This is a genomic window from Streptomyces durmitorensis, assembly GCF_023498005.1.
GTDB lineage: Bacteria > Actinomycetota > Actinomycetes > Streptomycetales > Streptomycetaceae > Streptomyces > Streptomyces durmitorensis.
Genome location: NZ_CP097290.1, coordinates 74270 through 97065, shown reverse-complemented (window position 1 = coordinate 97065; position 22796 = coordinate 74270). Strand labels below are relative to the sequence as shown.

The following is a 22796-nucleotide window of genomic DNA, read 5'->3' as shown; positions in this document are numbered from 1 at the left end:
ATCATTGGGTACGGGTCAGGCGGCGAAGTCGCCGAGCACCATGTCCAGGGCCCGGTCGATGTCCGAGTCGCTGAGCGATTCGGCCGCCCTCAGGGCGTCGTCCGCCCCGTTCTGCTTCGGCAGGTCCGTGCCCTGCGCCAGGTCGAGCAGCTGCGCGAGCAGTCCGCTCTCCCGCAGCAGCGCGGGACCGGCCTTGCCGATGGCCCACTGGGCCGCGGCCATGGGGTCCTGCGGCGGGACGTCCTGTGCCGCGCCGCCGAGCCGCAGCTTGCCGAGGAGGAACTCCGCGATCGCCCTCGGCGTCGGGTAGTCGAACGCCAGCGTGCTGGGCAGTTCGGCGCCGGTCCGGGCGGCGATGCGGTTCTTCAGGTCGACGGACATCAGCGAGTCCAGGCCCAGGCCCTGCAGCGGCTTCTCCGCGGCCACCGCGTGTGCGCCCGGCAGGCCGACGGCGGCCGCCACCTCACCGCGGACGAACTCGGTGAGCGTCTCGAAGCGCTCCGCCTCGCCCAGCGCCGCGAGCCGGTCGAGGAAGTCCGAGCCCTGCTGCGCGGTGGCCGCGGCCTGCCGCAGCCGCGGCCGCACCAGGGCCCGCAGCAGCGGTGCCACGTCCTCCTGCTGCGCCAGCGCCGCCAGGTCGAGCCTGACCGGGGCCAGTTGCGCCTCGGGGCGGAGCAGTGCGGCGTCGAACAGCGCGAGCCCTTCGTCGACGCCGAGGGCGCGGGCGCCTCCGCGGCGCATCCGGGCCAGTTCGGCCTCGCCCAGGTGGGCGGTCATGCCCGTTCCGCCCTGGTCCCACAGCCCCCAGGCGAGGCTGAGCCCCGGCAGCCCGAGGGTGTGGCGGTAGGCGGCGAAGGCGTCCAGGAAGGCATTGGCGGCCGCGTAGTTGGTCTGCCCCGGGGAGCCGAACGTGCCCGCCACCGAGGAGAACAGGGCGAAGACGGCCAGATCCTGATCGGCGGTCAGCTCGTGCAGGAGGAGCGCGCCGTCGGCCTTCGGTGCGAGGACCGCGGCCATCCGATCCGCGTCCTGGTTGCGTGCGATGCCGTCGTCGAGGACTGCGGCCAGGTGCACCACCGCGGTCAGCGGGTGGCCTGTGGCCACGGCGGAGACGGCGGCGGCGACGTCGTCGCGACGGCTGACGTCGCAGGCGACGATGCGCACGGTGGTGGCGCCTGCCGCCTGGAGGTGGGTGATCAGGGTGTCGGCGCCGGGCGCGTCGGGGCCGCGGCGGGAGGTGAGGACGAGGTGGCGTATGCCGTGGGTGTGGATGAGGTGTTCGGCGACGGCCCGGCCAAGCGCCCCGGTACCGCCGGTGATCAGCGCGGTGCCCTCGGGGTCGAGAGCCCGGGGGAGGGTGAGGACCAGCTTGCCGGTGTGCTTGCCCTGCGCCATGAACCGGAAGGCGCTGGGTGCCTCGCGGACGTCGTAGGCGTGCAGTGGCAGCGGGCGGATCGTGCCGTCGGCCAGGAGTGCGGTGATCTCCAGGAGCATTTCCTGGATACGGTCGGCGCCGCTGTCCATGAGGTCGAAGGCCTGGTAGCGCACACCGGGATGATCGGAGGCGACCTGACCCGCCTCACGGATGTCGGTCTTGCCCATCTCCAGGAAACGCCCGCCGTCGGACAGCATCCCCAGCGTGCTGTCGACGAACTCACGCGCCAGAGAGTTCAGGACCACATCGAAGGACACCTCCCGCCAGCCCTCCGCGAAACCGGTGTCCCGGGAGGAGGCAATGTGGTCATCGGCCAGACCCATGGCACGCAGAGCAGACCACTTGCCGGAACTGGCCGTGCCGTACACCTCGGCGCCAAGATGCCGGGCCAGCTGAACCGCGGCCATGCCCACACCACCGGCGGCCGCATGCACCAGCACCTTCTCGCCCGCCCGCAGCCCACCCAGATCAACCAGACCGTGATACGCCGTCAGGAACGTCAACGGCACCGTCGCAGCCTGCGCATACGACAAACCCTCCGGGATGGGAGTCATGACCCGCGCATCAGCCCGGACCTCCGTACCGAACGAACCCACCGCCAGACCCATCACCCGGTCACCGACCCGCAGATGCTCCACCTGCGCACCGGCCTCCAGCACGACTCCGGCACATTCGAGGCCGAACTTCGGGGCGTGGACCATGTCCAGTGCGTTGAGGACGTCACGGAAGTTCAGGCCGGCCGCGCGCACCTGCACCCGGACCTCGCCGGGGCCGAGCGGCTCGCCGGTGTCCAGCGGCACCGCCTCGAACGTGTCGAGCCTGCCCTTCTCCCGCACGTCCAGGGCCCATGCCCCGGCGTCCGGCACCCGTACCGTGCTGCCGGAACCGGCCCGTGCCAGACGCGGGACGAACACCATCTCGCCGCGCAGTGCCACCTCCGGCTCACCGGTGACGGCCAGCGCCGCCGCGAGCAGTTCCGGTGCCGCGGCGTCCGCGCCCACGTCGACCAGACGCCATGTCCGCTCCGGGCTCTCGGCCCGCACCGAGCGGACCAGACCCCACACAGGGGCGGTGCCCAGCGCGGCGACCGTGTCGTCCGGGCGGGTGCTGACCGCGTCGCCGGTCACCCACACGACCTCGGTGTCGACCAGCGCCGGAGATGCCAACAGCCGCTGGACCAGGGCGAGTTCGCCGATCGCGGTGGCATGCGCCTGCTCGGCCACGGACGGCTCCGCGGCGGGGGCTGCGGAGGACGGCCGCGGTGTGCGGTCGACCACGATGCGGCGCGGCGCCGGGTCTGCGGCGAGGAGCGCATCGAGGTCCGCGAAGGCCAGGGCGTTCAAGGACCGGGCGACGAGGCCCTCCCCGTCGCCGAGGACCAGCGTGCCGGCAGCATCGTCGGCGCCGGACGCGGTCAGCGCCTCCGCCTCCACCGGCTGGAACTCCACGCGGTACAGATGGTCGGTGTCGCGCCCGCCGGCACGCAGCTGCTCGGCGCTCGCCCGCTGCAGGCGCAGGCCGCGTGCCGATGCCACCGGCCGGCCCGCTCCGTCGGCGAGGAGCACCGAAGCGCGGGTCTCGCCGCCCTCGCCGGACGGCTCGAGCTCGACGCGGACCCGCAGCTCCGTGGCGCCCGTCGCGTACAGCGTGACGTCCGTCCAGGCGAACGGCAGCAACACCGTGTCGCCGTCCGTGTCCTGCTCGTCCGGGGTGGTGCCTGCGAGGGTGTGCAGGGCCGCGTCGAACAGCGCCGGGTGCACCCCGAATCCGCTCGTGCCGACGCCGTCGCCTTCCGGCAGCACGATGCGCCCGTAGGCGACACCGTCCCGGCGCGACAGCTCCGTCAGGCCGCGGAAGGCAGGCCCGTACCGGACGCCCTTCTCCGCCATCCCGTCGTAGAAGCCGCCCAGTTGCACGCCGTCCGCACCGGGCACGGGCCAGGCGCTCAGCTCGGCGAACGCCTCGTCGCCCGGAACCTGGACGTCGTCCAGCTCTCCCTCGGCGTGCAGGGTCCACTCCTGCTGGTCGGCGACGTCCTCGGGCTGGCTGTAGACGGCGATCGCGCGCTGTCCCTCCGGCGAAGGCCCGCCGACGCGCACCTGGAGCCGGGTCCGTGCGGAGCCGTCGAGAACCAGCGGCCGGGCGAGGGTGAGGTGCGCGACGCGTGCGGCGCCCACGGTGTGCGCGGCCGCCCAGGCCAGGTCGAGCAGACCGGTGCCGGGCAGCAGCACGGAGTCGAACACGGCGTGGTCGGCCAGCCAGGGGTACTCGGCCGCGGAGACGGCACCGGACAGCAGATGCCCGTCGCCGCCCGCGAGCACCGCCGTCGCGGGCAGCCAGGGATGGCTGCCCTGCCCCAGACCCGATCCGCGCACGTCCGTGCGGGACGCCTGCTCCTTCCAGTAACGCGTGCGCTGGAAGGCGTACGTCGGCAGCTCGACGGGGCGGCCCGAGCCGGGCAGCGGGGTGCGCGACCAGTCCACGCGGTGGCCCGCCGTGTGCAGCCGGGCCAGCGCGGTCAGCAGCGTGCGGGGTTCGTCCGCCGTGCCCTCGCTCGTCTTGGCGGCGTTGCGCATGCTCGGTGTGAAGTGACCGGTGCTCAGCGTCTGCGTGCCCATGTGGGTGAGCGCGGGAGCCGGGCCGCACTCCAGGAAGCGCCGGACACCGTGCTCCGCGAGCGTGCCGAGGGCGTCGGTGAACCGGACCGCGTCGCGGACCTGGCGCACCCAGTGCTCCGGCGAGCGGATCCCCTCGCCTTCGGCGGTGCCGGACGAGTGCCAGGCGCCGGTGCGCGTGTCCACCAGCGGGATCGCGGGTGCCCGGTAGCCGCAGGTGGCGGCCACGGCGGCGTACTCGTCGAGCATCGCGTCCATGTGCGTGCTGTGGAAGGCGTGCGAGACGGTCAGCCGGTGGGTGCGCAGCCCCTGGGCGGCGAAGTGCTCGGCGAGGGCGGCGACGGCGTCGGCGTCACCGCTGACGACGGTCTGCGCCGGGGTGTTGAGGGCGGCGATGCCGATGCCCGCACGGTCGCCGATCGCGTCGAGCACCACGGCCTCGCCGGCTTCGACGGAGACCATCGCGCCGTCGGCGCGGCAGGACTGCATCAGACGGCCGCGGGCGACGACGAGCCGAGCCGCGTCCTGAAGGCTCAGCACCCCCGCGACATGGGCCGCGGCGAACTCGCCGACGGAGTGGCCCGCCACGGTCGTCGCGACGACGCCCCATGACTCCCACAGCCGGTAGAGAGCGACCTCCAGCGCGAACAGCGCGGGCTGGGTGTACTGGGTCTCGTGGATCAGGGCGCCCCTGCCGTCACGATCGTCACCGTCGTCACCGCCGGAGAACACCACATCGGCCAGAGACCTCTCCAGGTGCGGATCGACGGCCTCACACACGGCGTCGAACGCGGCCCGGTAAGCGGGGAAGGCGTCGTACAACTGCCGCCCCATACCGCCGTACTGGCTGCCCTGCCCGGTGAACAGGACGCCGAGCCCGGCGTCGCCGGTCACCTCGCCGGTCACCTCGCCTTGTACGAGACCGGCGTGCGAGGCGCCGTCGCCCAGTACCCGCAGTGCGGCCACCGCCTCGTCGGCCGACGAGGCGAGGACGGCGGCGCGGGTGTCGAAGTGGGTGCGGTGCAGGGCGGCTGTGGTGGCCACATCCGTCAGTGACACGGTGGGCTGGCTCTCCAGCCAGTCGGCCCAGCGCTGTGCCTGGGCGCGCAGGGCTGTCTCGTCCCGGCCCGACAGGAGGATGGGCACCGGCAGGTGTGGTGCGTCCGTTTCCTCAACCGTCTGCGTGGTCTCGACGGCGGGGGCTTCCTCCAGGATGAGGTGGGCGTTGGTGCCGCTGAGACCGAAGGAGGAGATGCCCGCCCGGCGGGTTCGCTCGCCGCGCTCCCAGGGGCGGGCGTCCTGGAGAAGTTCCAGGCCGGAGTCCTCCCACTCGATGTGAGAGCTGGGCTCGTCCGCGTGGAGAGTCTTGGGCAGGGTGCCGTGCTGGAGGGCGAGGATCATCTTGATGACGCCCGCGACTCCGGCCGCCGCCTGGGCGTGACCGATGTTCGACTTCGACGAACCCAGGAACAGGGGCCGTTCGGCCGTACGCGTGGGGCCGAAGACCTCGGCGAGTGCTCCGGCCTCGATGGGGTCGCCCAGGCTGGTGCCCGTGCCGTGCGCCTCGATCGCGTCGATGTCGTCGGGGGTGAGGCGGGCCGCGGTGAGTGCGTCCTGCACCACCCGCTGCTGCGAGGGGCCGTTGGGGGCGGTCAGGCCCTGGCTCCGGCCGTCCTGGTTGACCGCGCTGCCCCGGATCACGGCCAGCACGCGGTCACCATCACGCTCGGCATCCGAGAGCCGCTTGAGGAGGAGGACGCCCGCGCCTTCGGCCCAGCCTGCGCCATCGGCATCCGCGGAGAAGCTCCTGCAACGGCCGTCGGCCGAGAGTCCCTTCAGGCGGCTGAACTCCACGAAGGTCGCCGGTGTCGACATGACGGTGACACCGCCGACCAGCGCCGTCTCGCACTCTCCGTTGCGCAGGGCGGTCACGCCGAGGTGAGTGGCGACCAGCGACGACGAGCACGCCGTGTCCACGGTCAGGGCGGGGCCCTGCAGACCGAGGGTGTACGACACCCGGCCGGACAGGACACTGCTCGCGTTGCCGGTGCTCAGATAGCCGTCGAGCCCGTCCAGATCGTGGTTGTGCAGATTCCCGTAGTCGGAGCCCATGGTGCCCAGGTAGACGCCGGTGCGGGATTCCGAGAGCGTCTCGGGGCGGACGCCCGCGCGCTCCAGGGCCTCCCACACGGTCTCCAGGACGATCCGCTGCTGGGGGTCCATCGACTGCGCCTCACGCGGCGTGATCCCGAAGAACTCGGCGTCGAAGCCCTCGATGTCATCGATGAACCCGCCCTCGCGGGCGTAGGACTTGCCGACCGCCTCCGGGTCCGCGTCGTACAGATCGAGTCCGGCCCAGCGGCCCGGGAATGCGCCGACGGCGTCGCCGCCGCTGACCAGCAGCTGCCAGTAGTCCTCGGGGGTACTGATGCCGCCGGGCAGGCGGCAGGACATCGACACCACCGCGATGGGTTCGTCCGCTCCTGCGCGGCGAGTGCGGCGCGGGGTGGCCTGCTTCGGGGTGCCGCCGAGTGCGAGCTTGTCGAGCAGGAGTCCGGCGATGGCGGTGGGGGTGGGGTAGTCGAAGGCGAGGGTCGCGGGCAGCGACACCCCGGTCGCGGCCGACAGACGGCGGCGCAGTTCGACCGCCATCAGCGAGTCGATGCCCAGATCCTTCAGGACCTGGTCCGCCCCGAGGCCCGAACCGTCCGCGATGCCGAGCACCACGGCGGCCTCACCGCGTACGAGAGCGGTCAGCTCCTTGCCCCGCTCCTCGTCGGAGAGCGGTGCGAGCCGATCGCGCAGCGTGCCGCCCTCGACGGTGCCGGACGCCCGCCTGCGCGGGGCACGCAACAGCGACCGCAGCAACGGCTGCGTCTCACCGTCACGGTCGAAGTCCCGCTGCAATGAGGGGAGTTCGAGCTTCACGGGCACGGTGTGGGGGTGGCCGGTGGTGAGGGTGGTGTCGAGGAGGTGCAGGGCCTGTTCGGTGGTGAGGGCGGTGACGCCCTGCCGGCGCATGCGGGCCAGCTCGGCGTCGCCGAGGTGCGCGGTCATGCCGATGCCCGCCTGCTGCCACAGACCCCAGGAGAGACTGGTGGCAACCTTCCCCTGCGCGTGACGGTGTTCGGCCAACGCGTCAAGGAAGGTGTTGGCCGCCGCATACGTGCTCTGCCCCGCACCGCCAAGAACACCCGCGGCGGAGGAGAACAGCACGAAGGCAGCCAGGTCGTGATCGGCCGTCAGCGTGTGGAGATGCAGGGCACCATCGACCTTGGGAGCAAGAACCTTCTCCAGACGCTGAGGGGTCTGGGCGGTGATAAGACCGTCATCGAGAGTGCCCGCCAGGTGGAAGACACCGGTGAGGGGACGTTCCAGCGCGCCGATGAGGGTGGCTGTCTGCTGGTGGTCGCTGATGTCGCAGGCCCGGAGGTCGACGGTGTCGGCCCCGGCCTCGGTCAGAGCCGCGATCAACTCCTCGACACCGGGAGCCTCGGCTCCCCGGCGCGAGGTCAGCGTCAGGTGACGGATGCCGTGCTCACGGACCAGATGGGTGGCCAGCTGCCGGCCCAACTCACCGGTGCCACCAGTGATCAGGACCGTGCCATCGAGATCGAAGCGCGCAGCGCCCGCCTCACCACCGTCCCCATGCCCGACTCGCGCCAGGCGCGCGACGAGGACGTGGCCGTCGCGCAGCACGATCTCGGGCTCCCCCTCGACCGCGACCGCCTGCTCCAGCAGTTCCGCGTCCGCCACCCCGGCATCCAGATCCACCAGACGCAGGGAACGCTCCGTGTACTCCGCGCGGGCCGCGCGAACCACGCCCCACACCGGTGCGTGCGTCAGGTCGTACGCGGCCTCACCCACGGCGCCACGAGTTGCCCAGACCACCTCGGTCCCGGAAAGCCGCGGCTCGGCGACGACGTCCTGAACCTGCGTCAGGACAGTCGCTGCGGCCTGCCGCACAGACTCCGCGTCCGCCACGGCTCCGCCCGACGCGGCGCCCGTGGCGTCCACCACGATCCGCGCGGGCGGCAGCTCGTCCTCGCCGAGCCCGGCGAGCGCGGCCGCCAGGTCCGGGAAGGCCTCGGCGCCCAGCGCGCGGGCGAGGTCGCCCGTCCCGCCCAGCACCCACAGATCGTCGTGCGGCACTTCGCGCAGAGCGCGGGCAGGCGTGAACGTGACCCGGTACAGATGCCGGGCGGACCGGCTGCTGCGAATCTGCTCGCGGGTCGCCTCGCGCAGCGCCAGCGTTCCCGACACCACGACGTTTCCGGCCGGATCTGCTGCGAGCACCCGCGCCGACGTCTGAGCATCGTCAAGCTCGACCCGGACCCGCAGCTCGCGGGGCCCGGTCGAACGGAGTTCGGCACCGCTCCACTCGAAGGGCAGGATCACCGCCTCTTCGGTGCTGCGCAGCGCCGTGAGGGTGTGCAGGGCGGCGTCGAGCAGCGCCGGGTGCACGCCGAACTCACCCGTCCCGACCTCCTCGGGAAGACGTACGAGGCCGTATCCGGCGCCGTCCTTGCGCCACAGCTCCCGCAGCCCCTGGAAGGCGGGCCCGTACCCGAGACCCTGCCCCGCCAACCGGTCGTACAGACCGTCCAGATCCATCCGCTCGGCTCCGGGCACTGGCCACTGCGCGAGCGCGGACGTCGCCCCGGAAGCGGCGGCATCAGAGCCGTCCTCGTCCGAACCGCCCCCGAGGACACCGGTGGCGTGGCACGTCCAGGTCTCCTGACCGTCCTCCTGCTGGCTGTAGACGGCCACCTCGCACCGGCCCGAATCGTCCGGCGCGCCGACGGTGACCTGGAGGCGTATGTGGCCGTTGTTGTCGCCGGGTTCGGGGAGTACGAGGGGTTCGGCGAGGGTGAGTTCCTCGACTCGTGCGGCGCCGGTTTCGGTGGCTGCGGTCCAGGCCAGCTCCAGTAGTCCGGTGCCGGGGAGGAGGGGGGTGTTGTAGACGGTGTGGTCGGTGAGCCAGGGGTGCTGGGCAGGGGAGAGACGTCCGGTGAGGAGATGGCCTTCACCGTTGGCCAGCGCGGTCGCAGCACCGAGCCAGGGATGCGCGGAAGCGTTCAGGCCCAGGGAAGTGGTGTCCTGAGGAGTGTGGGTGGGGTCCGTCCAGAAGTGTTCGTGCTGGAAGGCGTAGGTGGGCAGGAGGACCTGGCTGGTGGGGCTGGTGGTGGGGAGGATCTGCTCCCAGGGGGTGGGGTGGCCCTGGACGTGCAGGAGGCTGAGGTTGCGCAGGAGCTGGGCCAGGGACCCGTGGTTGCGGGTGAGGGTGCCGATGACGATGCCGTCATGCTCGGCAGCGGCATTGGTCAGCGGCATCGACAGCACCGGGTGGGCGCTGATCTCGATGTACGTGGTGTGGTGGTCGTCCAGGAGACGGGTCAGGGCCTGGTCGAAGCGGACGGTCTTGCGCAGGTTGCGGCACCAGTAGCCGCCATCAAGGTCCGTGCCCTCGGTGAGATCCCCGGTGACCGTGGAGTAGAACGCCGTGTCCGTGCGGGTGGGGGTGATGTTGGTGAAGCCCGCCTCAAGGCCGGGAAGCAGGGGGTCCATGTGGGCGTGGTGGGAGGCGTAGTCGACATTGACCTTGCGGGCATAGACGTCGCGCCCTTGCAGCTCGGCCACCAGCTGGTCCAGTGCTGCGGCCTCGCCGGAGACCACCGTGGACGTCGCGGTGTTGACCGCGGCGATGGAGAGGGCTTCGCCGTAGGGGGCGATGAACTCCTCAACTTCGGCCTGGGGGCGCTCGATGAGGGCCATGCCGCCCTGGCCGGAGCAGGTGCGCACCGCCTGGGAACGCTGGGCGACGATCTGCGCGCCCTGCTCCAGGGTGAGCGCACCAGCCACCACAGCCGCAACCACTTCGCCCTGCGAGTGGCCGATGACCGCATCGGGCTCGATGCCGCGTGAGCGCCACAGCGCGGACAGGGCAACACCCATGGCGAACAGGGCGGGCTGGATGACATCGACCCGGTCCAGCGGCGGATGATCTCCTCCCTCGCCGGTGAGGACCTCCCGCACCGACCAGCCAGTGAACGGCCTCAACGCTGCGTCGCAGGCGTCAACGGTGTCGGCAAAGACCTGCGACTGGGCCAGCAGGTCACGGCCCATACCGGTCCACTGACTGCCCTGACCGGGATAGACGAACACCGTCTTACCGCCCGGCACAGCCGTGCCGGTCACGGCCCGCTCGTCCGCCTGACCCGCAGCAACCAACCGCAGTGTCTCTGCGGCCTGCTCCACCGACTCCGCCAGCACCGCCGCACGCGCATCGAAGTGGGTGCGGTGCAGGGCGGCTGTGGTGGCCACATCCGTCAGTGACACGGTGGGCTGGCTCTCCAGCCAGTCGGCCCAGCGCTGTGCCTGGGCGCGCAGGGCTGTCTCGTCCCGGCCCGACAGGAGGATGGGCACCGGGAGATGCGGTGCGTCCGTGCCCTCCGTCTGCGTGGTCTCGACGGCGGGGGCTTCCTCCAGGATCAGATGCGCATTCGTACCGCTGAGACCGAACGACGAGATACCCGCCCGGCGAGTCCGCTCGCCGCGCTCCCAGGGACGGGCGTCCTGGAGAAGTTCCAGGCCCGAGTCCTCCCACTCGATGTGAGAGCTGGGCTCATCGGCGTGCAGCGTCTTGGGCAGGGTGCCGTGCTGAAGAGCGAGGATCATCTTGATGACGCCCGCGACTCCGGCCGCCGCCTGGGCGTGGCCGATGTTCGACTTCGACGAACCCAGGAACAGGGGCCGTTCGGCCGTACGCGTGGGGCCGAAGACCTCGGCGAGTGCTCCGGCCTCGATGGGGTCGCCCAGGCTGGTGCCGGTGCCATGCGCCTCGATGGCGTCGATGTCGTCGGGGGTGAGGCGGGCGGCGGTGAGTGCGTCCTGGACCACCCGCTGCTGCGAGGGGCCGTTGGGGGCGGTCAGGCCCTGGCTGCGGCCGTCCTGATTGACCGCGCTGCCCCGGATCACGGCCAGCACGCGGTCACCATCACGCTCGGCATCCGAGAGCCGCTTCAGGACCAGTACGCCCGCGCCCTCGGCCCAGCCGGCACCATCGGCGTCGGCGGAGAAGCTCTTGCAACGGCCGTCCGCGGCCATGCCCTTCAGGCGGCTGAACTCCACAAAGAGAGCGGGCGTCGACATGACCGTCACGCCACCGGCGAGGGCGGTGTCGCACTCACCGTTGCGCAGCGCGGTCACGCCGAGGTGGGTGGCGACCAGCGACGACGAGCACGCCGTGTCCACCGTGACGGCCGGACCCTGAAGGCCCAGCGCGTAGGAGACACGGCCCGACACCACACTGCTCGCATTGCCCGTACTGACGTACCCGTCCAGGTCGCCGAGGCCCGTCTGCTTGCCGTAGTCGGAGCTCATCGTGCCCAGGTAGACGCCGGTGCGGGACTCCGAGAGCGTCTCGGGGCGGATGCCCGCGCGCTCCAGTGCCTCCCATGCCGTCTCCAGGACGATCCGCTGCTGCGGGTCCATCGACTGCGCCTCACGCGGGGAGATGCCGAAGAACTCGGCGTCGAAGCCCTCGATGTCGTCGATGAAACCGCCCTCGCGGGCATAGGACTTGCCGACCGCCTCCGGGTCCGCGTCGTACAGGCCAAGGCTCTCCCACCGCTTGGGCAGGCCCCCCACCGCATCCCCGCCACTGACCAACAACTGCCAGTAGTCCTCAGGGGTGTTGATGCCACCGGGCAGGCGGCACGACATCGACACCACCGCGATCGGCTCCGTCTTCGCGGCGCGCTCCGAGGCGAGGTCGTTCTCGGCCTGCAGCAGCGCGTTCGTCGTACGTCGCAGATAGGTCTCGAGCTTCTGCACGTCGGTAGCGCTCACTTGCCCACTCCAAACTTGCGGTCCAGGAATTCGAGAAGGTCTTCTTGACTGCCGTCCGCGACGTCCGCGGCGTCCATGTCGGGTTCGCCGGGCTCGGCGGCAGCCGTCTTCGACAGCGCCGTGTGCAGGTCGCCGAAGCTGGCGACGAGGCCTTGCGTTGCGAGCTGTTCCGGCGTCGCGGAACGCAGCAGTTCCACGAGTGCGTCGATCTGGTTCTTCGTGAGGCGAGGTGCCGAGGCCCCCGAACCGGCGCCGCCCAGTTCGAGCTTGCCGAGGAGGAGTCCGGCGATGGCGGTGGGGGTGGGGTAGTCGAAGGCGAGGGTCGCGGGCAGCGACACCCCGGTCTCGGCCGACAGACGGCGGCGCAGTTCGACCGCCATCACCGAGTCGATGCCGAGATCCTTGAGTACTTGCTGGGCGCCGACGCTCGCGCCATCCGCGATGCCCAGGACGACGGCGACCTCGCGCCGCACCACCTCCATCACCGATGCGTGCCGCTCCTCCTCGGGCAGCGCGGCCAGCCGGTCGCGCAGTGCGCCCGGAGCCGCTGCCGCACCGGCCCGGCGCTGCCTCGCCCGCACCAAGCCGCGGAGGAGGGCGGGCATGTCACCGCTCCGCTCGGCCTCACGGCGCACCGCGCCCAGGTCGAGCTTCACGGGCACGGTGTGGGGGTGGCCGGTGGTGAGGGTGGTGTCGAGGAGGCGGAGGGCCTGTTCGGTGGTGAGGGCAGTGACGCCCTGACGGCGCATGCGGGCCAGCTCGGCGTCGCCGAGGTGCGCGGTCATGCCGATGCCCGCCTGCTGCCACAGCCCCCAGGAGAGACTGGTGGCGACCTTCCCCTGCGCGTGACGGTGCTCGGCCAACGCGTCAAGGAAGGTGTTGGCCGCCGCATACGTGCTCTGCCCCGCACCGCCAAGGACACCGGCGGCGGAGGAGAACAGTACGAAGGCAGCCAGGTCGTGATCGGCCGTCAGCGTGTGGAGATGCAGGGCACCATCGACCTTGGGAGCAAGTACCTTCTCCAGACGCTGAGGGGTCTGGGCAGTGATAAGACCGTCATCGAGAGTCCCCGCCAGGTGGAAGACACCGGTGAGAGGGCGTTCCAGCGCGCCGATGAGAGCGGCTGTCTGCTGGTGGTCGCTGATGTCGCAGGCCCGGAGGTCAACGGTGTCGGCCCCGGCCTCGGTCAGAGCCGCGACCAACTCCTCGGCACCAGGCGCATCGGCTCCCCGGCGCGAGGTCAGCGTCAGATGGCGGATGCCGTGCTCACGAACCAGGTGGGTGGCCAGCTGCCTGCCCAACTCACCGGTGCCACCGGTGATCAGGACCGTGCCATCGAGATCGAAGCGCGCAGCGCCCGTCTCACCGCCGTCCCCATGCCCGACTCGGGCCAGGCGAGGCACGTACGGAACACCTTGCCGGACCACGAGCTCCGGCTCGCCCTCGATACCGAGCACACGGGCCAGTACGTCCGTGTCGGATTCATCGGCGCTCAGATCGACCAGGCGGATCGGCCGCTCGGGGTGCTCGTTGCGGGCGACGCGGAGGATGCCCCACAGAGGTGCCTGCGCCAGGTCGGGCACGCCGTCGGACGGCACGGCCACGACCGACTCTCGGGTGACCCAGACCAGTTCGGTGGTCTCCAGACGCGCATCGTCCAGGGCCAGCCGCAAGGCCTCAAACGTGTCCGCCGCCAGCTGCCGTGCCGCCTGCGCGCTGTCTCCCGGTACCTTGCCGGTCACATCCAGAACGAGGCGGGAAGGATGTCCGTCCGCGTTCTCCAGCTCGGCGGCCAGTGCGGCCAGATCGACCACCCGGTGCGCGCCGAGCGCCTGTGCGAGACGGTCTCCGCTGCCGACGACCCAGGTGGCCGGTGCCTCCGCCCCGGTGGGCAGGGGCGCGGCCTGGAACTCCACCCGGTAGAGGTGCTCCACCGGGCGGCTCGCGCGGATCTGGTCCGGCGTCGCCGCCCTGGCCCGCAGCCGGGCCGAGGCCAGCGGGCTCCCGGTGGCGTCCACCACCCAGACGCTGCCCTCGGCAGTGTCCTGGTCCCAGTCGGCGCGCACGCGCAGTTCGGAGGCGCCGGCACGATGCAGCTCGGCGTCGCTCCACTCGAACGGCAGCAGTACCTGATCCGGCTCCGTACCGGCCGCGGCGTTCGCGTCACGCGCCGCCGCGAGCGTCTGGACCGCCGCGTCGAGCAGCGCCGGATGCACGCCGTACGCGGACCCGTCGAGCCCGTCCGGCAGCCGGACCAGAGCGAAGGCGCTGCCCTGCCGGTGCCACAGCTCGGTCACGCCCCGGAACGCCGGACCGTACCCCACTCCCTGCGCCGCGTACCGCTCGTAGAAGGCGGCCACGTCCAGCGGTTCCGCACCGGCTACAGGCCAGCGCGCCAGCTCGGCGAACTCCCGACCCGACCCGCCGGCATCGCCGCCTCCCTGGAGACCGGCGTCGACCGCGTCGGCACCGAGCAGACCGGTGGCGTGGCAGGTCCACTCCTCCTGGGTGTCCTCCCGCCGACTGTGCACCGAGAGCGGACGCCGTCCGTCCACCTCGGCCGCACCGACGGTGACCTGGAGGCGTATGTGGCTGTTGTTGTCGCCGGGTTCGGGGAGTACGAGGGGTTCGGCGAGGGTGAGTTCCTCGACTCGTGCGGCGCCGGTTTCGGTGGCTGCGGTCCAGGCCAGCTCCAGTAGTCCGGTGCCGGGGAGGAGGGGAGTGTTGTAGACGGTGTGGTCGGTGAGCCAGGGGTGCTGGGCAGGGGAGAGACGTCCGGTGAGGAGATGACCCTCACCGTTGGCCAGCGCGGTGGCAGCACCCAGCCAGGGATGCGCGGAAGCGTCCAGGCCGAGTGAGCCGGGGTTGGTGCCACGGCTCGTGGACTCCAGCCAGAAGTGTTCGTGCTGGAAGGGGTAGGTGGGCAGGAGGACCTGGCTGGTGGGGCTGGTGGTGGGGAGGATCTGCTCCCAGGGGGTGGGGTGGCCCTGGACGTGCAGGAGGCTGAGGTTGCGCAGGAGCTGGGCCAGGGACCCGTGGTTACGGGTCAGGGTGCCGATCACGATGCCGTCATGCTCGGCGGCCGCATTGGTCAGCGGCATCGACAGCACGGGGTGGGCGCTGATCTCGATGTACGTGGTGTGGTGATCGTCCAGGAGACGGGTCAGGGCCTGGTCGAAGCGGACGGTCTTGCGCAGGTTGCGGCACCAGTAACCGCCATCGAGATCCGTGCCCTCGGTCAGCTCCCCGGTGACCGTGGAGTAGAACGCCGTGTCCGTGCGGGTGGGGGTGATGTTGGTGAAGCCCACCTCAAGGCCGGGCAGGAGGGGGTCCATGTGGGCGTGATGGGAGGCGTAGTCGACATTGACCTTGCGGGCATAGACACCGTCCTCGGTCAGGCGGGCGACGATCTCATCCAGTGCTTCGGCTTCGCCGGAGATCACCGTGGAGGTGGCGGTGTTGACCGCGGCGATGGAGAGGGCTTCGCCGTAGGGGGCGATGAACTCCTCAACCTCCGCCTGCGGACGCTCGATCAGGGCCATCCCGCCCTGGCCGGAGCAGGTACGCACCGCCTGCGAACGCTGGGCGACGATCTGCGCACCCTGCTCCAGGGTGAGCGCACCAGCCACGACGGCGGCGACGACTTCGCCCTGGGAGTGGCCGATGACAGCATCGGGCTCCACACCACGTGAGCGCCACAGCGCAGACAGAGCAACACCCATCGCGAACAGGGCGGGCTGGATGACATCCACCCGGTCCAGCGGCGGATGCTCTCCTCCCTCACCGACGAGGACCTCACGCACCGACCAGCCGGTGAACGGCTGCAACGCGGCATCGCAGGCGTCAACGGTGTCGGCGAAGACCTGTGACTGGGCCAGCAGGTCACGGCCCATGCCGGTCCACTGGCTGCCCTGGCCGGGATAGACGAACACCGTCTTACCACCCGGCACAGCCGTCCCCGTAACGGCCCGCTCATCCGCCTGACCCGCAGCAACCGCCCGAAGTCCGGCCACCGCCTCATCGGCTGACGAGGCCAGGACGGCGGCGCGGGTGTCGAAGTGGGTGCGGTGCAGAGCGGCCGTCGCGGCCACATCGGCAAGCGGGACCTCGCCGTGACTCTCCAGCCAATCCGCCCACCGCCCCGCCTGCTCCCGCAGCGCAGCCTCACTCCGCCCCGACACCACAACCGGCAACGCAAGCCCAGGACCCTCAACCGTCTGCGTGGTCTCGACGGCGGGTGCTTCCTCCAGGATCAGATGCGCATTCGTACCGCTGAGACCGAACGAGGAGATACCTGCCCGGCGAGTCCGCTCGCCGCGCTCCCAGGGACGGGCGTCCTGGAGAAGTTCCAGCCCGGAGTCCTCCCACTCGATGTGAGAGCTGGGCTCATCGGCGTGCAGGGTCTTGGGCAGGGTGCCGTGCTGGAGGGCCAGGATCATCTTGATGACGCCCGCGACTCCGGCCGCCGCCTGGGCGTGACCGATGTTCGACTTCGACGAACCCAGCAGCAACGGCCGTTCAGCCGTACGCGTAGGACCGAAGACCTCCGCCAACGCTCCGGCCTCGATCGGGTCACCCAGGCTGGTGCCCGTGCCGTGCGCCTCAATCGCGTCAATGTCATCCGGCGACAGACGGGCCGCGGCCAGCGCATCCTGCACCACACGCTGTTGCGAGGGACCGTTGGGGGCCGTCAGGCCCTGGCTGCGGCCGTCCTGGTTGACCGCACTGCCCCGGATCACGGCCAGCACACGGTCACCATCACGCTCGGCATCCGAGAGCCGCTTCAGGACCAGTACGCCCGCGCCCTCGGCCCAGCCGGCACCATCGGCGTCGGCGGAGAAGCTCTTGCAACGGCCGTCCGCGGCCATGCCCTTCAGGCGGCTGAACTCCACAAAGAGAGCGGGCGTCGACATGACCGTCACGCCACCGGCCAAGGCGGTGTCGCACTCGCCGTTGCGCAGCGCGGTCACACCGAGGTGAGTGGCGACCAGCGACGACGAGCACGCCGTGTCCACGGTCAGGGCGGGGCCCTGCAGACCGAGGGTGTACGACACGCGGCCGGACAGGACACTGCTCGTGTTGCCCGTGCCGAGGTAGCCGTCGAGAGCCTCGTAGTCGTGGTTGTGGGGGTTGTCGTAGTCGGAGCCCATCGTGCCCAGGTAGACACCCGTGCGGGATTCCGCGAGCGTCTCGGGGCGGATGCCCGACCTCTCCAGGGCCTCCCACACGGTCTCCAGGACGATCCGCTGCTGCGGATCCATCGACTGCGCCTCACGCGGCGTGATCCCGAAGAACTCCGCGTCGAAGCCCTCGACGTCGTCGATGAACCCGCCCTCGCGGGCGTAGGACTTGCCGAGCGCCTCCGGGTCCGCGTCGTACAGACCGAGGCTCTCCCACCGCTTGGGCAGACCCCCCACCGCATCCCCGCCACTGACCAACAACTGCCAGTAGTCCTCAGGGGTGTTGATGCCACCGGGCAGGCGGCAGGACATCGACACCACCGCGATGGGTTCGTCCGCTCCTGCGCGGCGAGTGCGGCGCGGGGTGGCCGTCCGCTGGGGAGCGTTCGTCAGGTCGAGCTTGTCGAGGAGGAGTCCGGCGATGGCGGTGGGAGTGGGGTAGTCGAAGGCGAGCGTCGCGGGCAGGGCGGTGTCCGTCGCTGCCGACAGGCGACGGCGCAGTTCGACCGCCATCACCGAGTCGATGCCCAGATCCTTCAGGACCTGGTCCGGACCGAGGCCTGCGGCGTCGGACACGCCGAGGACGATCGCCGCCTCGTCGCACACCAGACGCGTCAGATCCTGGTGCCGCTGGGCGGCGGACAGGGCGGCCAGGCGGTCCCGGAGCGCTGACGGCCGTGCCGCCGCCCGGCCCGCCTGCCGCAGCCGCGGCCGCACGAGCCCGCGGAACCTCGGCGTGACCTCGCCACCCCGGTCCGCGGATCGCTGCAACTCGGCCAGCTCCAACTTCACCGGGGCGAGGTGCGCATGCGGCTGGGCGAGCGCGGCGTGGAGCAGCCGCAGACCCTCCGCCTCCGACAGCGAACCGATGCCCTGGCGACGGATCTCGGCGAGTTCGGTGTCACCGAGGTGGGCGGTCATGCCGATGCCCGCCTGCTGCCACAGCCCCCAGGAGAGGCTGGTGGCGACCTTCCCCTGCGCGTGACGGCGTTCGGCCAACGCGTCGAGGAAGGTGTTGGCCGCCGCGTAGGTGCTCTGCCCCGCCGTACCGAAGATTCCGGCGGCGGAGGAGAACAGTACGAAGGCGGCCAGGTCGTGATCGGCGGTCAGCGTGTGGAGATGCAGGGCACCATCGACCTTGGGGGCAAGTACCTTCTCCAGACGCTGAGGGGTCTGGGCGGTGATGAGACCGTCGTCGAGAGTGCCCGCCAGGTGGAAGACACCGGTGAGAGGGCGTTCCAGCGCGCCGATGAGAGCGGCTGTCTGCTGGTGGTCGCTGATGTCGCAGGCCCGGAGGTCAACGGTGTCAGCCCCGGCCTCGGTCAGAGCCGCGACCAACTCCTCAGCACCGGGAGCCTCGGCACCCCGACGCGAGGTCAGCGTCAGATGGCGGATGCCGTGCTCACGAACCAGGTGGGTGGCCAGCTGCCTGCCCAACTCACCAGTACCACCAGTGATCAGGACCGTGCCATCGAGATCGAAGCGCGGGGCCTGGGGCTGGTCGAGCTGCCCAGGTTGCCCAGGTTGCTCGGGCTGCTCGGGCTGCTCGGTGCGGGTCAGGCGGGCGACGAGGATGTGGCCGTCGCGCAGCACGATCTCGGGCTCACCCTCGACCGCGACCGCCTGCTCCAGCAGTTCCGCGTCCACCACCCCGGCATCCAGATCCACCAGACGCAGGGAGCGCTCGCTGTACTCGTTCGCGGCGGCCCGGACCAGCCCCCACAGCGGGGAGTGCGCCAGGTCGGCCACACCGTCACCCACGGCCCGGCGCGTCACCCAAACCAGCGCCGTCGACGCGAGGCGAGGCTCACCGAGAAGGCTCTGAAGCGTGGTCAGGGCAGCGGTGGCCACCTGCGTGGCACCGCTCTCGCCCGCCACGGAACGCGTCGCGTCGACCAGGACGAGACCCGGTACGGACTCCCCGGCCAGCAGCTCGTCCACGTCGGCGGCCGTGTCGAGGCCGAGCGCGGCACCGAGCTCGGACCGGTCACCGAGAACGACCGCACCGTCGAGCACGTCCGCGCCGTCGTCACCGGCAGTGGCCACGTCCGCGCCCGCCTGGCGCAGCGGCTCGAACGCCACCCGGTACAGGTGCTCCACCCGCTCGGCGACCCGTATCTGATCGGAGGTCACCTCGCGCAGCCGCAGCTCCCGCACCGACAGGACCGGGTGCCCCGCGGTGTCCACCGCCCTGATGCGGGCGACGGACGCCGCCCGGTCGAGCTCGACCTCGACCCGCAGTTCCGTACCACCCCCGGCCAGCAGCTCCGCGCCGCTCCACTCGAAGGGCAGTACCACGGAGTCGTCCCCGTCGCGCAGCGCCGCGATGACATGCAGGGCGGCGTCGAGCAGTGCCGGGTGCACGCCGAACTCACCCGGGCCGGCCTCCTCGGGAAGGCGTACGAGGCCGAAGGCTCGGTCCCCGTCACGCCACAGCTCCCGCAGTCCCCGGAACGCCGGTCCGTACCCGAGGCCCTGCGTCTCGAACCGGTCGTAGTACCCGTCGAGTTCCACGCGTTCGGCACCCGCGACCGGCCACTGTGTGAGCGCGTCCGAGCCGGAACCGTCGTCCGGCGAGACCGCCACGAGGTCGCCCGTCGCGTGCCGACGCCACACGCCGCCCAGCGAGTCCTCCGACTGGCTGTAGACGGCCAGCGACCGACGACCGTCCAACTCCGGGCCGACCACAACCTGTATCCGCACGGCATCCCGCACCACCAGCGGTTCGGTCAGCGTCAGCTCTCCGACGCCGGCCGCCCCGACCTCACGGGCAGCGGCGAACGCGAGGTCCAGTAGTCCGGTGCCGGGGAGGAGGGGGGTGTTGTAGACGGTGTGGTCGGTGAGCCAGGGGTGCTGGGCAGGGGAGAGGCGTCCGGTGAGGAGATGACCCTCACCGTTGGCCAGCGCGGTCGCAGCACCCAGCCAGGGATGCGCCGAAGCATGCAGGCCCAGGGAAGTGGTGTCCTGAGGAGTGTGGGTGGGGTCCAGCCAGAAGTGTTCGTGCTGGAAGGCGTAGGTGGGCAGAAGAACCTGCCCGGTGGGAGTGGGGAGGATCTGGTCCCAGGGAGTGGGGTGGCCCTGGACGTGCAGGAGGCTGAGGTTGCGCAGGAGCTGGGCCAGGGACCCGTGGTTGCGGGTGAGGGTGCCGATCACGATGCCGTCATGCTCGGCAGCAGCATTGGTCAGCGGCATCGACAGCACGGGGTGGGCGCTGATCTCGATGTAGGTGGTGTGGTGATCGTCCAGGAGACGGGTCAGGGCCTGGTCGAAGCGGACCGTCTTGCGCAGGTTGCGGCACCAGTAACCGCCATCAAGATCCGTACCCTCGGTCAGCTCCCCGGTGACCGTGGAGTAGAACGCCGTGTCCGTGCGGGTGGGGGTGATGTTGGTGAAACCCGCCGCCAGATCCGGCAGGAGGGGATCCATCTGGGCGTGGTGGGAGGCGTAGTCGACATTGACCTTGCGGGCATAGACGTCGCGCCCTTGCAGCTCGGCCACCAGCTGGTCCAGCGCTGCGGCTTCACCGGAGACCACCGTCGAGGTGGCGGTGTTGACCGCGGCGATGGAGAGGGCTTCGCCGTAGGGGGCGATGAACTCCTCAACCTCCGCCTGCGGACGCTCGATCAAAGCCATCCCGCCCTGGCCGGAGCAGGTACGCACCGCCTGCGAACGCTGCGCGACGATCTGCGCACCCTGCTCCAAGGTGAGCGCACCAGCCACGACGGCGGCGACGACTTCGCCCTGGGAATGGCCGATGACCGCATCGGGCTCCACACCGCGTGAGCGCCACAGCGCGGAGAGGGCGATCCCCATGGCGAACAGGGCGGGCTGGATGACATCCACCCGGTCCAGCGGCGGGTGATCTCCTCCCTCACCGGTGAGGACCTCCCGCACCGACCAGCCTGTGAACGGCCTCAACGCGGCATCACACGCATCAACAGTGTCGGCAAAGACCTGCGACTGGGCCAGCAGGTCACGGCCCATACCCGTCCACTGACTGCCCTGACCGGGATAGACGAACACCGTCTTACCGCCCAGCCCAGCCGTCCCCGTAACGGCCCGCTCATCCGCCTGACCCGCAGCAACCAACCGCAGCGTCTCTGCGGCCTGCTCCACCGACTCCGCCAACACCGCCGCACGCGCATCGAAATGAGTGCGATGCAGAGCAGCCGTCGCGGCCACATCGGCAAGCGGGACCTCGCCGTGACTCTCCAGCCAGTCCGCCCACCGCCCCGCCTGCTCCCGCAGCGCAGCCTCACTCCGCCCCGACACCACAACCGGCAACGCAAGCCCAGGACCCTCAACAACCTCAGGCACCTCGACCGCCTCAGCCACCTCGACAGCAGGCGCCTCCTCGATCACCACATGCGCATTCGTACCGCTGAGACCGAAGGAGGAGATGCCTGCCCGGCGGGCTCGCTCGCCGCGCTCCCAGGGGCGGGCGTCCTGGAGAAGTTCCAGGCCCGAGTCCTCCCACTCGATGTGGGGGCTGGGGCGGTCGGCGTGCAGGGTCTTGGGCAGGGTGTCGTGCTGGAGGGCCAGCACTGTCTTGATCACGCCGATGACGCCCGCTGCCGCCTGGGCGTGGCCGATGTTCGACTTCGACGAACCCAGCAGCAGCGGCCGTTCGGCCGTACGCGTGGGGCCGAAGACCTCCGCCAACGCTCCGGCCTCGATCGGGTCACCCAGGCTGGTGCCCGTGCCATGCGCCTCGATCACGTCGATGTCGTCCGGCGACAGACGGGCCGCGGCCAGCGCGTCCTGCACCACCCGCTGCTGCGAGGGGCCGTTGGGGGCGGTCAGACCCTGGCTGCGGCCGTCCTGGTTGACCGCGCTTCCCCGGATCACGGCCAGCACACGGTCACCGTCACGCTCGGCATCCGACAACCGCTTGAGAACCACGATGCCTGCGCCCTCGGCCCAGCCAACCCCGTTGGCATCGGCGGAGAAGCTCCTGCAACGGCCGTCGGCCGAAAGGCCCTTGAGGCGGCTGAACTCCACGAACGTCGCCGGCGTCGACATGACGGTGACACCACCCGCGAGGGCGAGCCCGCACTCCCGGGTACGCAGCGCGGAGACCGCGAGGTGCAGGGCGACCAGCGACGACGAGCACGCCGTGTCCACCGTGACGGCCGGACCCTGAAGGCCCAGCGCGTAGGAGACACGGCCCGACAGCACACTGCTCGCGTTGCCCGAGCTCATATAGCCGTCGAGGGCGTCCAGATCGTAGTGGGTCAGGGCGTCGTAGTCGGAGCCCATGGTGCCCAGGTAGACGCCCGTGCGGGACTCGTTGAGGGTGCTGGGGCGGGTGCCCGACCTCTCCAGTGCCTCCCATGCCGTCTCCAGGACGATCCGCTGCTGCGGGTCCATCGACTGCGCCTCACGCGGGGAGATGCCGAAGAACTCGGCGTCGAAGCCCTCGATGTCCTCGATGAACCCGCCCTCGCGGGCATAGGACTTGCCGGGGGACTGCGGGTCCGGGTCGTACAGACCCAGGCTCTCCCACCGCTTGGGCAGACCCCCCACCGCATCCCCGCCGCGCGACAGCAGGTCCCAGAACGCCTCCGGCGTCCCGATGCCCCCCGGCAGGCGGCAGGCCATCGACACCACAGCGATCGGCTCCGTGCGCTGGGCCTCCAGATCGGCCGCACGCTTCTGGAGCAGACGGATCGCGGGCAGGGCGGCTTCCATCCGGTCGGAGGGCGGAGTACTCAT

2 protein-coding genes are annotated in these 22796 nt (G+C 71.1%); both read right to left on the bottom strand.

Annotated elements, in window-relative coordinates:
• Positions 1-15: 15 nt before the first annotated feature.
• Complete coding sequence (locus M4V62_RS43285) at positions 16-11901, bottom strand: type I polyketide synthase (protein ID WP_283779185.1); 11886 nt, start codon at positions 11899-11901, stop codon at positions 16-18.
• A complete protein-coding gene (locus M4V62_RS43280; protein ID WP_249593267.1) occupies positions 11898-22796 on the bottom strand; it encodes a type I polyketide synthase in 10899 nt (3632 codons plus the stop codon). Before M4V62_RS43280 ends, M4V62_RS43285 begins: the two co-directional genes overlap by 4 nt.

Bases quoted from the DNA above. Each gene is read 5' to 3' on its own strand.
- M4V62_RS43280 (WP_249593267.1), bottom strand. From the start codon at position 22,796: ATGAGTACTCCGCCCTCCGACCGGATGGAAGCCGCCCTGCCCGCGATC.